Source organism: Bradyrhizobium sp. HKCCYLRH1034, assembly GCF_051168375.1.
In the GTDB taxonomy this organism is placed as follows: Bacteria; Pseudomonadota; Alphaproteobacteria; order Rhizobiales; family Xanthobacteraceae; genus Bradyrhizobium.
This window is the reverse complement of sequence record NZ_JBNPUW010000002.1, coordinates 256,582-269,440: the sequence shown is the minus strand read 5'-3', so window position 1 is coordinate 269,440 and position 12,859 is coordinate 256,582. Positions and strand designations below refer to the sequence as shown.

The following is a 12,859-nucleotide window of genomic DNA, read 5'->3' as shown; positions in this document are numbered from 1 at the left end:
AAGTTGCGGCTGGGCCGAATTGGAAGGGCATATGCGATTGCCCTGCCGGAAAGGAGGACCGGAGCCCACCGCCCCCGGGGGAGGACGCGGGGTCTCACGCGATCGTATTCGACCAAACCGATGCGAAGGATCAAACAGACCTCCGCACATCACGTTCTCAGCCCGGCCGCCTCCTGCAGCGCTTGCGACAGCGTGATGTTCATCTCGAACGCCAACGCCGCCTCCTCGACGACGGTCTCATGCTCCGCCATCGCCGCGCCGGCCTGCTCCAGCACGTCGCGGTAGTCGTCCTTGAACCGCGGGATATCAGCGATCTCGGGGAATTCGTAGAACGACGTCGCCTCGGGCCGTAGCTCGAGCGAACGCGCGAGAATCTTCTTGATGATCTGGCCGCCGCTGAGATCACCGAGATAGCGCGTATAGGCATGGGCCAGCAGCCGATGGCCGGAGCCGGCTCCCGCTTCCTGGATGACCCGGACATAGGCGATGGCCTCGGGCAGCAGCGGCAGAGGGCTCGCGTCGAACCACGCAAGATCAAGCTTGATCGCAGCACTGCGATGCAGCTCCGGCCGCACGATGCGGCCCATCACCGGCGTTCCCTGATGGCGGAGCAGCTCCGCTTCGAGCGTCTCGTAGACCGGCAGCAGATTGCGCAACAACAACGCGTAGGCCTGCCGCGTGCCGCGCCCCCGCAGCAGCTCGGCGACGATCCCGGTCCGCTCCGCGGTGACGTGCAGCGTCTTGGTACGCTCGCGCATCGCCTGCAAGAGACTGGCCGGGCGCGCACTGCGTCCGGCCGTCTCGATCCGATCCAATTCGACTCTGTCCAACATGCCTCGACCTGCAGGAGTCAGCGCGGCGGCGCCAGCCCGTGTTTCACGCCCCAGTCGAACCAGCTGTCGACGACGGTGCCCGACAGTAGGATACCGATGCCGCCGGTCAAGGGACAAAGCACGGCGAACCACCAGGCCCAGCGATGGATCGATTCGGCCGTGGCATTGAAGCCCATCGTCCAGCGCCAGAACAGCGCACCGCGTTCGAAGGCCGTGCCGCGGTCGACGATCTGCTCCAGCTCACGCTCGCCGCCGTATCGGCTGATCGCGAGCACCGTCGCGCCATGCATCGCGAACAGCAGCGCCGATCCGTACAGGAAGGCGATCGAGAGCATGTGGAATGGGTTGTAGAACAAATTGCCGTGGGTGATGGAGAAGTTGTTGGTCCAGTCGAGATGCGGGAAGATGCCGAACGGCACCGCCTCGCTCCAGCTCCCCATGAAGATCGGCCGGATGAAGCCGAGCACCAGATAGAGCCAGATCGCCGCCGCGAACGCCCACGACACATGCGTGCCGAGGCCGAGCGCCCGGGCGCGGCGATAGGTGCGCGCCCACCACAGCAGGATCGACGTCGTCAGGAAGAAGCCGGCCATCAGCCACCAGCCGCCCTCCTGCAGCGGCGGGAATATCTGCAGGCCGTATTCCGGCGCCGGCGGCTGCAGCGCCAGCCACGGGAACTGTCGAATGAACTCGAGCGGGCTCCAGTTCACCGACGCCAGCATGTTGAGACCGATGATCTCGATCGCGACGAAGCCGGACATCAGCGAGGCGAGGCCGAGGAAGCCGAGATAGACCGGCCCCACCTGGGCGTCGCCGACCTTGCCGAACCAGTAGTTGAAGCTGCCCTTGCCGAGCCGCTCCCAGATTCCGGGCTCGATCGGGATGCCCGGGTAGATCGCACTGCGAACTTGGATCTGCGTGAAGATGTTCTGGTATTGGGCCATGGTGACCTCTCCTTGAACTCATTGCGGCGGCGACCAGATCGGGACCCTGCGCCACCACTCCCACCAGTCCGACCAGGCATTGCCTTCCGGCAGCAGCCAGGCGGGACCGGAGATGACGATGCACACCGCGCTGAAGAACACGGCCGACAGCGCCAGGAACAGGCCGACCCGGTGGATGCCGAGCGTGCCGACCGAATAGCCGATCAGATCTCGGAACATCGTGTTCTCGTGCTCCGGCGACTTCATCTCCTCACCCCGGCCCGGATTGCTCGCCGAGAGGATCAGTCCGCCGTGCAGCGCGAGCGCGAGACAGGTCGTGAAGAAGAACGTGATCGCGATCATGTGCGCGGGATTGTAGTGGAAGTTGCCGAACTGATAGCCGGTGTTCGACACCCAATCGAGATGGGTGATGATGCCGTAGGGGAAGGCGTAGCTCCACGAGCCCATCAGCACCGGACGGATCACCTCCAGCGTGAAATAGGCGAAGATCGCAAAGCCGAAGGCGAACGGCACGTGATAGCCGATCGCGAGCTTGCGGCAGATCTCGACCTCCCGCAGCGCCCAGGAGACGAACGCGCCATGCGCGCACACCGTGATGAGCTGCCAGAAGCCGCCCTCGGTGAGGGGCGCGAACGACAGCCCGTATTTGGCATCGGGCGGGTTGATGCTGATCTGCCAGAGATTCCACGTCGGTCCGAGCGCCGTGGCGTAGAGGATCAGCGCCACGCCGACGAAGGTGAAGAAGATCGTCGTCACGCCGAAGAAGCCGACATAAAACGGTCCGACCCAGAAATCGAAGAGGTCACCGCCGATCAACGTGCCGCCGCGGACGCGGTATTTTCGTTCAAAGCTGAGCATTGCCATCGGTCCTGCCTCCGCTGCCCGTCGCTCGATATGCTGCGTGTCGTATCGTCGTGTCGTGAATTCGTGGACAAGAGGATTTGGGAAGCGGGCGAACGGGGTCTGCCGCCGTCGCCCGTCCGCTTCCCTCTGGTCGTCGAGCTGTTAGCTGAGCTTCAGCGGGGTCGCCGGCTCGGAGATCGACGACGTCTTCGCTGCACGCGGTCCCTCCAGCCAGTTGAACCGGTTGGTGCTGAGCAGGATGAAGTGAATCACCAATGCCAGCCCGAACAGGAACACGCCGAGAGCCACGAGAACCCTGCGGGGATCGAACAACAACCACAAGCGCCACATAGTTTTCTCCTTTCGATCAGGTCAGGTAGGAGAGCACGATATTGGCGTAGTGGGTCGCCCCATCCAGCGCCGCCGCCTTGTAGCCAGTCGGCCCGGGCAGCCAGGGACGCCACATCCAGGCGAGAATGTGGGCGACGATCGCAACCGCCGTGAAGACCACAAAGCTCGTCATGAAGATGCTATGGAATTCCCTCGCCTCCGCTTCGGTCAGCCCCGACAGAGAGCCTCCCTTGTTTGGTACGTCCACCATAGTGGTACCTCCTGGTGTTGGCCTTTCGGCCGGATGCCACTCACCGAGATGAGCGGCGTCGAAGCGCCATCCCGTCGCCGGGATGGCATCCATGCGGCGAGCCGCACGAATTCCTTGCAATACTTGGAGAGCGAACTCACAGCTCTCGAACTCAAAGTCCCATGAAGGACGAGGTCGCGCAGTTCGCGGCCTTGATCCTTGCTTCACCGACGATCGCGCCGAGCGGCGCGGGCCGGTGGCCGGTGATGATGGAGCCGATCCGGCGCAGCACGCCCTCGACCATCAGCACGGCGAAGCACACCGCGTAGACCAGGAGATAGTCGATGCGCTCGCGCGATCTCGGCGCGACGTCACGATCCATGCGCTCGTATAACGACATCGTCCTCTCCCTCTCCGCTATCCCCGTGCCTACGCGGCCTGGCCCGTTGCGAGCTGCGACCGCGCATGCGCGAGAACATCCTCCGTCACCTTGTCCAACCCGGCCTGGCGCGCGCCGCGCTCGGCCGCGTCGCGCAGCCGCTTGGCCGCCGAAATCCGCACCAGCACCGGCTGCGTCTCGATGATCTGATCGAGCGCGAGCTTGGCCCCGTCATCCCATGGCAGCTCGCGCTCAAGCCGCGCCGGCGTCGCCGCGATCTGATCGAGCTGGGTGGCGAGCGGCAGGATGTTGAACAGCGCATCGAACAGCGCGTTGCAGACCTCCTGCACGACATAGGTCGCGCCGGAGTAGCCCATGAACGGCGTGCCGGTGTGGCGGCGGATCACCGTCCCCGGGAACGAGGCCGGGATGTAGATCGACCGGCTGCCGGCTTCCGCCGCATACATGCGCTCGTTATAGCTGCCGAACAGCACCAGCGGCGGCCGCTCATGGACGAGCTTGCGGATGGCGTCGTTGTCGGTCTTGGCGCCGGCGCATCGCGAGATCGCGAAGCTGCAGGGCAGCCCGAGCTCGGTCTCCAGGAAATTGCGCAGGCCCCGCGCGTAGGTCTCGGACGCGACGATGCCGAAGCTCGCGGTGCCGAAGAAGTCCTGCGTCACCGAGCGCCACAGGTCCCACAGCGGCTTGATCGTCGTATGCTTCTCCCGGGTGATGAACGGCTCGGGATCGAGGCCGAGCATCTCGCCCAGGGAGCGCAGGAATTTCGTCGTCGAATGCAGCCCGATCGGCGCCTGCAGATAAGGCCGCTCCAAGGTCTCGCACAACAGCCGCCCGAACTCGCGATACATGCAGACGTTGACGTCGGCATCGACCAGCTTTCCGACATCGGCGAGATGGCTGCCGAGCGGAAACACCATGTTGATCTCGGCGCCGATGCCTTCGAGCAGGCGACGGATCTCGGCGACATCCGACGGCGTGTTGAAGGTGCCGTAGATCGGGCCGATGATGTTGACGCGCGGCTTCTCGCCGTCCTTGCGCGGCCTGCGCTCCGGGATCTTGCGCAGGCCGTATTCGCTCCACAGCCAGCTCAACGCGCGGTTGGCGCTCTGCCACTGGTCCTCGTCGATCGTGCGGGGCAGGAAGCGCTTGATGTTGGAGCCTTCCGGCGTGACGCCGCCGCCGATCATCTCGGCGATCGAGCCGGTGACGACCACCGCCGGCAGATCCGGATCGAGCGCCGCGCGGGCGCGCTTCATCGCCTGCTCGGTGCCCTTCTGGCCGAGCTCGTTCTCGCCAAGCCCTGTCACGACGATCGGCAGCTCGTGCGGCGGCAGGCCGTCGGTGTAGTGCAGCACCGAGGTCACCGGCAAATTCTCGCAGCCCACGGGGCCGTCGATGACGACCTGCAGGCCCTTGATCGCGGTGAACGCGTAGACCGCTCCCCAATAGCCGCCGGCGCGATCGTGGTCGAGGATCAGCATCACACCATCTCCCCGGACGTGCGCTTCCTGGCCTGCGCCGCGACCGCTTTGCGGAACTTGTCGCGGAATTCGGGACGTTCGACCGGTGTGCCCTGCCACACGCCCGCATTGTCGCCCTCACCGACACCTTCGAAGAAGTCGCGCATCTCGTCGAAGCGCGCCTTGCCTGCGATCGCCGCGTTGACGACCTGCGCCAGCGAGCCGGCTCCGGACACGCCGAACAGCGGCCGCGCCGAGATCAGATTGGTGAAGTAGAGCGACGGGATCGCGCGCGCCTTGGCCTTCTGCACGACCGGCGTGGTGCCGATGGCGAGATCCGGCGCGAACTCATCGACCGCCGCGAGATCCTGCTCCAGCGAGGCGCGGTACTGCACGCGCACACCGCGGCTCTCGAGCCAGGCGCAATCGGCCTCCGACCAGCGCGTGCGCGGACAGGCGGTGCCGACATAGCGCAGATCGGCGCCGCTCTCGGCCAGCAGACGCCCGACCAGCAGCTCCGATCCCTCATATCCCGACAGCGTGATGCGGCCGCGGATCGGCGTGGCCGCAAGCGCCGCGCGAATTGCCGGCAGCACCGCGGTCTTGGCCGCATCGATCTGCGCGCGCCCGACGCCGCAGGTCTTGCCGACAGCTTCCAGCCAATCCGCGGTGCCATCGCAGCCGACCGGCGCCGAGCCGATGATCGGACGGCCCGCCGTCTCGAACTCGCGGATCGAAGCCGTATAGAACGGGTGGATCGCCGCCACCGCCGCACAATCCAGCGCGCCATAGAGCTCGCGCCATTCGCGCGTCGGCACGGTGGGGCCTGCGGCGAGGCCAAGCGGCGCCAGCATCATGCCGATGCCGACGGGATCGGCGGGGAATATCTCTCCCAGCAGGGTGATGGTCGGCTTGTCGCCGCGTGGCGCCCGCGGCGCCTGCACCGGGCCCTGCTCCGCCTCGCGGCGCGCGTAGTTCAGCATCGCGCCGGCGAGCACATCCTTGGCCTCGGCATGGGTCGGCACACCAAAACCTGGAACGTCGATGCCGATGATGCGGACGCCGTTGATCTCCTTCGGCAGGATCTGCAGCGGCACGCCCGAGGCGGTGGGGACGCAGAGATTGATGATGACGACGCAGTCGTAGTTGGCGGGATCGGCCAGCTTGAAGACCGCCTCACGGATGTCCTCGAACAGTTTTCCGGTGACCAGCGTCTCCGAGTTGAACGGGACGTAGCCGACGCTGCGCCGCGCGCCGTAGAAGTGCGAGGTGAAGGTCAGGCCGTAGACGCAGCAGGCCGAGCCCGACAGCACGGTCGCGGTGCGCCGCATCCGCAGGCCGACGCGCAGCGAGCCGAACGCCGGACACATGCTCTGCGGCTGGTCGTGCGGTCCCGCCGGATAATCCGCGGCATAGCGCGCCAGCACCTCGCTCTTGCCGGCGGCATCCGCCGCCTTCTTGAGCTCGGCTTTGCCGGCATGACAGCCGAGCGCCTCGGGCTGCACCGGCAGGAGGCCTGCCTCTGCGCCGCTCTGCGCGCTCATTGCCTGATGGACCACAGGATCGCTCATTGCATTACATTCCGCTCGCCGGCCGATCCCATCACAAATTGTCGTAGATCACTTCGAGCGACGGCCTGGTCACCGCGGCGCTGCCACACATGTCTTCGAGCGTCGCCTGCTCCAGCACGACGCCGCGTCCCACATCCGAGCCCTTGAACAAACCGAGCAGGCCGTCATGCGTCAGTGGGTGCGGATGCTGCGGCGGCGCCTCGGCGACGTTCTTGGCGAGATGCTCGAACAGCGGCGCCCAGGGCGTTCCAGGCCGGCCGATGATCTGATAGCTCGCGCTCTTGCGGCGGATGTCGTCGTCCGCCGGGATCGAGGCCAGCACCGGAATGCCGGTCGCCTCGGCAAATGCGGCGGCCTCGCCGGTGCCGTCGTCCTTGTTGATGACGATGCCGGCGACGCCGACATTGCCGCCGAGCTTGCGGAAATACTCCACCGCCGAGCAGACATTGTTGGCGACGTAGAGCGATTGCAGATCGTTGGAGCCGACGATGATCACCTTCTGGCACATGTCGCGCGCGATCGGCAGGCCGAAGCCGCCGCAGACGACGTCGCCGAGGAAGTCCAGCAGCACGTAGTCGAAGCCCCAATCGTGGAAGCCGAGCTTCTCGATCAGCTCGAAGCCATGGATGATGCCGCGTCCGCCGCAGCCGCGGCCGACCTCGGGCCCGCCGAGCTCCATCGCGAACACGCCGTCGCGCTTGAAGCAGACGTCCCCGATCTTGACCTCCTCGCCGGCAAGCTTCTTCTTCGAGGAGGTCTCGAGGATGGTCGGGCAGGCCCTGCCGCCGAACAGCAGCGAGGTGGTGTCGCTCTTCGGATCGCAGCCGATGAGGAGCACCTTCTTGCCCTGCTGGGCCATCATGTAGGACAGGTTGGCGAGCGTGAAACTCTTGCCGATGCCGCCCTTGCCGTAGATCGCGATGATCTGCGTGGCCTTCTTCGGTGCAGCCGTCGACGGCGCATCCGGCTCGATCGCCGCTTCGGCGCGCAGGGCATCGGTCATCTCACTAATTTCGGCACTGATCTTGGTCGGGGCATTCATGCTGCAGCTCTCCAGTCCAAGACCATTTTGAGACATGACGGATCGTCGAACGCGGTCCGGTAGGCGCTCTCCGCGGACAGAGCGTCGGCATGGTGCGTGATCAGCCCGTCCAGAGACAGCCTGCCGGTGTCGATGAGATTGCGCACCGCGAGCAGATCCTCGTGCTTCCATTCGGCGGCGACGCGGATCGCCGCCTCGCGCATGAAGGCCGGAGGGTAGGAGAAGGAGAGCGGCGCGCTGTAGAAGCCGGCGAGGATGATCTCGCCACGTGGCGCCAGGCGAGCAATGAGGCTGTCGAGCAGGCCGGCATCGCCGCTGGCATCGAAGATCAGGCGATAGTCGCGTCTGCTGTCCTCTGCGGGATCGATGACGCGATAGCCCGTCGCGCCAACGGCGCGCTCCGGATTGCTCTCCCACACCACGGGCGGATCGCCGCCCATCGCCACGATCAGCCGCGCCAGCAGACGGCCGAGCACGCCATGGCCAACCACGCATTCGGCCTGGCCGTCACCACCGATTGACAATGCATGATAGGCGGTGGCCGCCAGCGCCAGCAGCACGCCGCGCTCGCCGGTCGTTTCATCGATCGCAACAATGCGCTGCGCGGGAACGTTGAGGCGCGAGGCGGCGGCGCCAAACAGGCTCCTGATCTCGCCGAAGCAGCGCGCCGCGCCCGGCACGAACACGCGCTCGCCTTTGCGAAAACCGGAATGCGGGGCGGCGTGCGCGACGCGGCCCACCGCCTCGTAGCCCGGCACGAGCGGATAGCCCATGCCGGGAAACTGCGGCATGCGGCCTTCATACAGCAGCCGTTCGGTGCCGGTGCTGATCGCGCTCCATTCGATGTCGACGGTCAGGCAGTCCGGGACGTCTGCGAGCAGCAGGTGCTGCAGCGACAATTGCCTCGGCCTCCCCAGTACGACGGCGATCGCGTCCATAGCCCAACTCCCCGGCGACGCCCGCTTAGTTACGGGTGTCAGGTTAGCCTGACTGAAAGAAGTGTCAATATTTATTTACAGTCCGGGTGTCAGCTTTTCGCGACAATCACGCTTGCGATCAGCGGAATTCGCGTACGAAGTACTCGCACCTGCGAAAAACCCGCCGCCTGGAGCAGGTCGCGCAAGCGGGCGGCGCTGCGCGGCCGCCCCTGTCCCATCGCGCGGAGATAGATCTCGAAATAGGCGCTGACGCCGTCGGCCCCGCCGGCCGCCTCGCGCATCGGCTCGCCCAGCAGCAGCACGCCATCGTCAGGCAAGGCGGCGCGCACCTTCGCGAGCAACCGCGCCACGGCGTCGTCGTCGTGATCGTGCACGACACGAATCAGCGAGATCACGTCCGCGCCGGTCGGGAGCGCATCATCGTAGAAGCTGCCGGCCGTGGTCGTGACGCGATCGGCCAGGCCGGCCTTGGCGAGACGCTCCTGCGCGATCGCGGCGACCTCCGGCAGATCGAACAGCTTGAGCTGCAGCTGCGGCGCAGCCCGCGCGGCGGCGGCGAGGAAGCTGCCGTCACCACCGCCGACATCGAGCAGGCAACGGTGGCCGCTCAGGGGATAGGCTGCGAGGACGATGTCCGCGATCATCGGCTGCGACGCCGCCATCAGCGCCGTGTAGGGCGCGACGCTGTCGGGTGTCAGCGCATCGCCGGTCTTGTCCAGCGCATACGGCCAGTACTGTGCGAGCCGGCGCTGGCGGTCATGTCCGCGCAGCAGCGCCACGGGATCGGTGAGATCGGCATACAGCGCGGCGTGATGTCGAACCATGGCGGCGATGCCGGGATTGCCGAGCAGCGCCGCGCCGAGCGGCCCGAGCCCGTAGCGCGCCGCACCGCGGCGCTCGAGCAGCTGAAGCGCGGACGCCGCCTCGCACAGGCTGAGCATCGCGTCGGGGGCCATCGCCGCGCGCGACGCCAATGTCGCGACATCGCGGGGGCCGGAACGCAAGCCTTCGAACAGATCGAGCTGCACGCAGGCCGCCAAGGTCTGCGAGTAGACGAAGCCGGCGCAGAGATCGAACAGCTCCGCGGCACGCTTGCGCGCGATCGGCCGCGTCAACGGAAACGCCGCCGCCCAGCGCTGGAACGCCGCACTCGCCAGCAGCCCGTCCCGCCAGCCGCGCCAGCGATCGCCGAAGCTGACCGGCGCCGGCGCGTTGTGGCGGATGGCCCCGGGCATGGCGCTAGGGCTCCAACCACGAAGGTTGCGCTGGCTGACGCAGTTGATTGGTCCGAATGGCTCGACACACGCAGGTGCCCACCCTCCCCTGGAGGGGGAGGGTCGCCGCGCGCGAAGCGCGCGGCGGGGTGGGGTGGGCTCGGAAATTGGTGCTTATGAGTCCCGATGCTCTTCGCTGCGCCTGCCTAAGCCTGCGGGGTATCACCGGCACTGCGCGCGCGGATGGGCTGTCACCCCACCCCGCCGCGCGCTTCGCGCGCGTCGACCCTCCCCCTCCAGGGGAGGGTGAGCAACGCTCGTGTGGTGAGACCGTCGCCATCCCATGCGGCCGAACAATCACGCCGCCGACGCCGCCAGGCGGCGCGGCACGAGGCGCTTGGCTTCCTGCTCCATCAGGACGCGCAGCTCGTGCGCGTGGGCGCAGGGCGGCATGGTGCGGATGCCGTCGGCGACGAGATCGTGCAGATAGCTGACGGCGCCGGTGAGCCCATAGATCAGCACGGCGTTGGGCCGGCCATGCGCGGCGTCCTGGCCAACGGGCTTGCCCGCCTCCTCTTCGTCACTGGCGGCATCGCGAATGTCGTCGGCGACCTGATAGGCCTCGCCAATGGTCTCGCCGAGCGTGCGCCACGCTTCCGGATTCTCATGCCCTGCCGCAGCGGCACCCGACACGGTGGCCGCCGCAAACAGCGCGCCGGTCTTCGAGCGGTGATAGCGCGACAGATCGATCTGCGGCTCGCATTCCCAGGCTTGTCCAGCCGAGATGCCATGCGGTACGCCGACGGCATCGCCGATGGTCGCGATCAGCTGCGCCAGCCGCAGCGGCGAGCAGCGCGACTTGGCCAGCGTCTGGAAGGCGAGCACGATCAGCGCGTCGCCCGCGAGCACCGCGAGCGGCTCGCCGAACGCGGCATGCACCGAGGGCCGCCCGCGTCGCAGCGCCGCGTTGTCGAAACACGGCAGATCGTCATGCACCAGCGAGGCGCAGTGCAGCAGCTCGATCGCCGACCCGGCCGCGTCGGTCGCCGCGGGCTCGTCGTCGCCACAGGCCGCGGCCACGGCATGACAGAGCCGGGGCCGGACCCGCGCGCCCTTGGGAAACACTGCGGCCTGCATTGCCGCCGACAGCCGCGGCGGACATCCGGGCCGGTCGGCCAAAGCGACCGCTGCGACGAGGGATTTCTCGATCCGGGCCACCACATCCATGTCCGCCTCCCCTGCCGCGAGGTCCACCCGGTCCTCGCTTATGTAAATTACAACTTACACCCATAATGTAAATCATGCTAGACATTTCCCGTGTCAGGTCCTGCGGACGGGAGGTGCGAGGAAATGGCCGATCCCCGCCTGATCGTGGTCGGCGCCGGCATCGCCGGGCTGGCCGCTGCGCTCACGCTCGCCGCGCACGGCGCCGAGGTGACGGTGCTGGAGCGCGCGCCCGCGCCCGGCGGCAAGATGCGCCAGATCGCGATCGGACCTGTCAGCATCGACTCCGGTCCTACGGTGTTCACGATGCGCTGGGTGTTCGACGAGCTATTTGCCGAGATCGGCACCGCACTCGACGATCATCTCACCCTGACGCCGCTCGACGTTCTCGCTCGCCACGCCTGGACCGATCGCCGCACGCTCGATCTGTTCGCCGATGAGGAGCAATCGGCCGACGCCATCGGCCATTTCGCCGGACGCAGCGAGGCCGAGGGCTTTCGCGCGTTCTGCCGCGACGCCCGCCGCATCTTCGAGGTCCTGCGCGATCCGTTCATCCGCACGCCGGCGCCGAGCATGACGCATCTGCTGCGCACCGCCGGCTTTCGCGACCTCACCGCGATCCGCCCATTCCAGACGCTGTGGAAGGCGCTCGGCGGCTATTTCCGCGATGCCCGACTGCAGCAATTGTTCGGCCGCTACGCGACCTATTGCGGCTCGTCGCCGTTCCATGCGCCGGCGACGCTGATGCTGGTCGCCCATGTCGAGCAGTCCGGCGTCTGGCTGATCGACGGCGGCATGCACGAGCTCGCCGCGTGCCTCGCGGCGCTGGCGCGGCGCCACGGCGTCACCATCCGCTATGACGCCGAGGTCGCGGGCATCGCGACGAACGCCGGCCGCGCTGCGGGCGTGCGGCTCGCCAATGGCGAGCAGATCGCCGCCGACGCCGTCATCGCCACCGCCGACGTCGCGGCATTGGCGCAGGGCCTGTTCGGACCCGAGGCGGCGCGAGCCCTCCCCGCCATCCCGGAATCGGCGCGCTCGCTCTCGGCGATGACCTGGAGCTGCATGGCGCGCGCCGACGGCTTTCCGCTGTTGCGTCACAACGTGTTCTTCTCGCGCGACTCCCGCGCCGAGTTCGAGCAGTTGATCGACCGTCGCACGATGCCGCAGGAGCCGACCGTCTATGTCTGCGCGCAGGCGCGCGACGACCAGCCGCGCGAGGCTGCGACGAGCGAGCCGCTGTTCGTGCTGATCAACGCCGCCGCCACCGGTGACCATCACAGCTTTGCTTCCTCGGAGATCAGCCAATGTGCCCGCCAGACCTTCGACCTGTTGCAGCGCTGCGGCCTCAGCATCGCGACGACGCCGGAATTGACCCGCGTGACGACGCCGACGGACTTCAACCGGATGTTTCCGGGCACGGGGGGCGCGCTGTACGGCCGCAGCTCGCACGGCTGGATGGCATCGTTCCAGCGGCCGGGCGCGCCGACGAAGCTGCCGGGGCTCTACGTGGCGGGGGGCAGCGCGCATCCGGGACCGGGCGTGCCGATGGCGGCGCTGTCGGGCCGGATGGCCGCTGCACGGGCGATCGCGGACCTCGCTTCGACCGCATTGTCCCGGAAGACGGCTATGCATGGTGGTACGTCGACGCGCTGAGCGATGACGGGCGATTCGGCATCACGCTCATCGCCTTCGTCGGCAGCGTGTTCTCGCCGTACTACGCGTGGGCGCGGCGGCGGCGAGCGGCCGATCCCGAAAATCACTGTGCGCTCAACGTTGCGCTCTACGGCGCGCGTGCGCGGCGCTGGGC

13 protein-coding genes are annotated in these 12,859 nt (G+C 67.3%); 1 reads left to right on the top strand and 12 read right to left on the bottom strand.

Annotated features, from left to right (window positions below):
* Positions 1-149: 149 nt before the first annotated feature.
* From ACQR0W_RS05085 to ACQR0W_RS05030, 12 genes are all read right to left on the bottom strand, one after another.
* Complete coding sequence (locus ACQR0W_RS05085) at positions 150-833, bottom strand: heme oxygenase (biliverdin-producing) (RefSeq protein WP_315714309.1); 684 nt, start codon at positions 831-833, stop codon at positions 150-152.
* Between the two features lie 17 nt (positions 834-850).
* Complete coding sequence (gene pufM / locus ACQR0W_RS05080) at positions 851-1,777, bottom strand: photosynthetic reaction center subunit M (protein ID WP_315750173.1); 927 nt, start codon at positions 1,775-1,777, stop codon at positions 851-853.
* Between the two features lie 18 nt (positions 1,778-1,795).
* Positions 1,796-2,641: a photosynthetic reaction center subunit L gene (gene pufL, locus ACQR0W_RS05075; RefSeq protein ID WP_315810497.1), complete on the bottom strand. Its 846-nt coding sequence runs from the start codon at positions 2,639-2,641 to the stop codon at positions 1,796-1,798.
* Positions 2,642-2,782: 141 nt separating this feature from the next.
* On the bottom strand, positions 2,783-2,971 hold the full coding sequence (gene pufA, locus ACQR0W_RS05070) for a light-harvesting antenna LH1, alpha subunit (protein ID WP_315714306.1): 189 nt from the start codon (positions 2,969-2,971) through the stop codon (positions 2,783-2,785).
* 16 nt (positions 2,972-2,987) lie between these two features.
* A complete protein-coding gene (pufB, locus tag ACQR0W_RS05065) occupies positions 2,988-3,221 on the bottom strand; it encodes a light-harvesting antenna LH1, beta subunit (RefSeq protein WP_315714305.1) in 234 nt (77 codons plus the stop codon).
* 151 nt (positions 3,222-3,372) lie between these two features.
* Positions 3,373-3,600, bottom strand: coding sequence for a hypothetical protein (locus ACQR0W_RS05060; protein ID WP_315714304.1), 228 nt, complete (start codon positions 3,598-3,600; stop codon positions 3,373-3,375).
* Between the two features lie 29 nt (positions 3,601-3,629).
* The gene (gene bchZ / locus ACQR0W_RS05055) at positions 3,630-5,081 is read right to left on the bottom strand and encodes a chlorophyllide a reductase subunit Z (RefSeq protein ID WP_316169218.1); all 1,452 of its coding nucleotides are present in this window, start codon (positions 5,079-5,081) and stop codon (positions 3,630-3,632) included.
* Complete coding sequence (gene bchY, locus ACQR0W_RS05050) at positions 5,081-6,631, bottom strand: chlorophyllide a reductase subunit Y (RefSeq protein WP_316166566.1); 1,551 nt, start codon at positions 6,629-6,631, stop codon at positions 5,081-5,083. The genes bchZ and bchY overlap by 1 nt, the downstream gene beginning before the upstream one ends.
* A gap of 31 nt (positions 6,632-6,662) precedes the next feature.
* Positions 6,663-7,673, bottom strand: a complete 1,011-nt coding sequence (locus ACQR0W_RS05045) for a chlorophyllide a reductase iron protein subunit X (RefSeq protein ID WP_316186765.1) — start codon at positions 7,671-7,673, stop codon at positions 6,663-6,665.
* Positions 7,670-8,611 (bottom strand): chlorophyll synthesis pathway protein BchC, encoded by a 942-nt coding sequence (gene bchC / locus ACQR0W_RS05040; protein ID WP_316186764.1) that lies wholly within the window; start codon positions 8,609-8,611, stop codon positions 7,670-7,672. The genes ACQR0W_RS05045 and bchC overlap by 4 nt, the downstream gene beginning before the upstream one ends.
* 89 nt (positions 8,612-8,700) lie before the next feature.
* Positions 8,701-9,846 carry a methyltransferase gene (locus ACQR0W_RS05035; protein ID WP_316186763.1) on the bottom strand — a complete coding sequence of 382 codons (1,146 nt, stop codon included), beginning with the start codon at positions 9,844-9,846 and terminating at the stop codon, positions 8,701-8,703.
* Between the two features lie 336 nt (positions 9,847-10,182).
* Entirely contained in the window at positions 10,183-11,052 is an 870-nt protein-coding gene (locus ACQR0W_RS05030) for a polyprenyl synthetase family protein (protein ID WP_316169223.1), read from the bottom strand.
* Positions 11,053-11,175: 123 nt separating this feature from the next.
* On the opposite strand from ACQR0W_RS05030, the gene crtD reads away from it, so the two are divergent.
* Entirely contained in the window at positions 11,176-12,705 is a 1,530-nt protein-coding gene (gene crtD, locus ACQR0W_RS05025; RefSeq protein ID WP_316186762.1) for a 1-hydroxycarotenoid 3,4-desaturase CrtD, read from the top strand.
* Positions 12,706-12,859: the final 154 nt, after the last annotated feature.

Coding starts and splice junctions, on each gene's coding strand:
- ACQR0W_RS05085 (WP_315714309.1), bottom strand. CDS start 833: ATGTTGGACAGAGTCGAATTGGATCGGATCGAGACGGCCGGACGCAGT.
- pufM (WP_315750173.1), bottom strand. CDS start 1,777: ATGGCCCAATACCAGAACATCTTCACGCAGATCCAAGTTCGCAGTGCG.
- pufL (WP_315810497.1), bottom strand. CDS start 2,641: ATGGCAATGCTCAGCTTTGAACGAAAATACCGCGTCCGCGGCGGCACG.
- pufA (WP_315714306.1), bottom strand. CDS start 2,971: ATGTGGCGCTTGTGGTTGTTGTTCGATCCCCGCAGGGTTCTCGTGGCT.
- pufB (WP_315714305.1), bottom strand. CDS start 3,221: ATGGTGGACGTACCAAACAAGGGAGGCTCTCTGTCGGGGCTGACCGAA.
- ACQR0W_RS05060 (WP_315714304.1), bottom strand. CDS start 3,600: ATGTCGTTATACGAGCGCATGGATCGTGACGTCGCGCCGAGATCGCGC.
- bchZ (WP_316169218.1), bottom strand. CDS start 5,081: ATGCTGATCCTCGACCACGATCGCGCCGGCGGCTATTGGGGAGCGGTC.
- bchY (WP_316166566.1), bottom strand. CDS start 6,631: ATGAGCGATCCTGTGGTCCATCAGGCAATGAGCGCGCAGAGCGGCGCA.
- ACQR0W_RS05045 (WP_316186765.1), bottom strand. CDS start 7,673: ATGAATGCCCCGACCAAGATCAGTGCCGAAATTAGTGAGATGACCGAT.
- bchC (WP_316186764.1), bottom strand. CDS start 8,611: ATGGACGCGATCGCCGTCGTACTGGGGAGGCCGAGGCAATTGTCGCTG.
- ACQR0W_RS05035 (WP_316186763.1), bottom strand. CDS start 9,846: ATGCCCGGGGCCATCCGCCACAACGCGCCGGCGCCGGTCAGCTTCGGC.
- ACQR0W_RS05030 (WP_316169223.1), bottom strand. CDS start 11,052: ATGGATGTGGTGGCCCGGATCGAGAAATCCCTCGTCGCAGCGGTCGCT.
- crtD (WP_316186762.1), top strand. CDS start 11,176: ATGGCCGATCCCCGCCTGATCGTGGTCGGCGCCGGCATCGCCGGGCTG.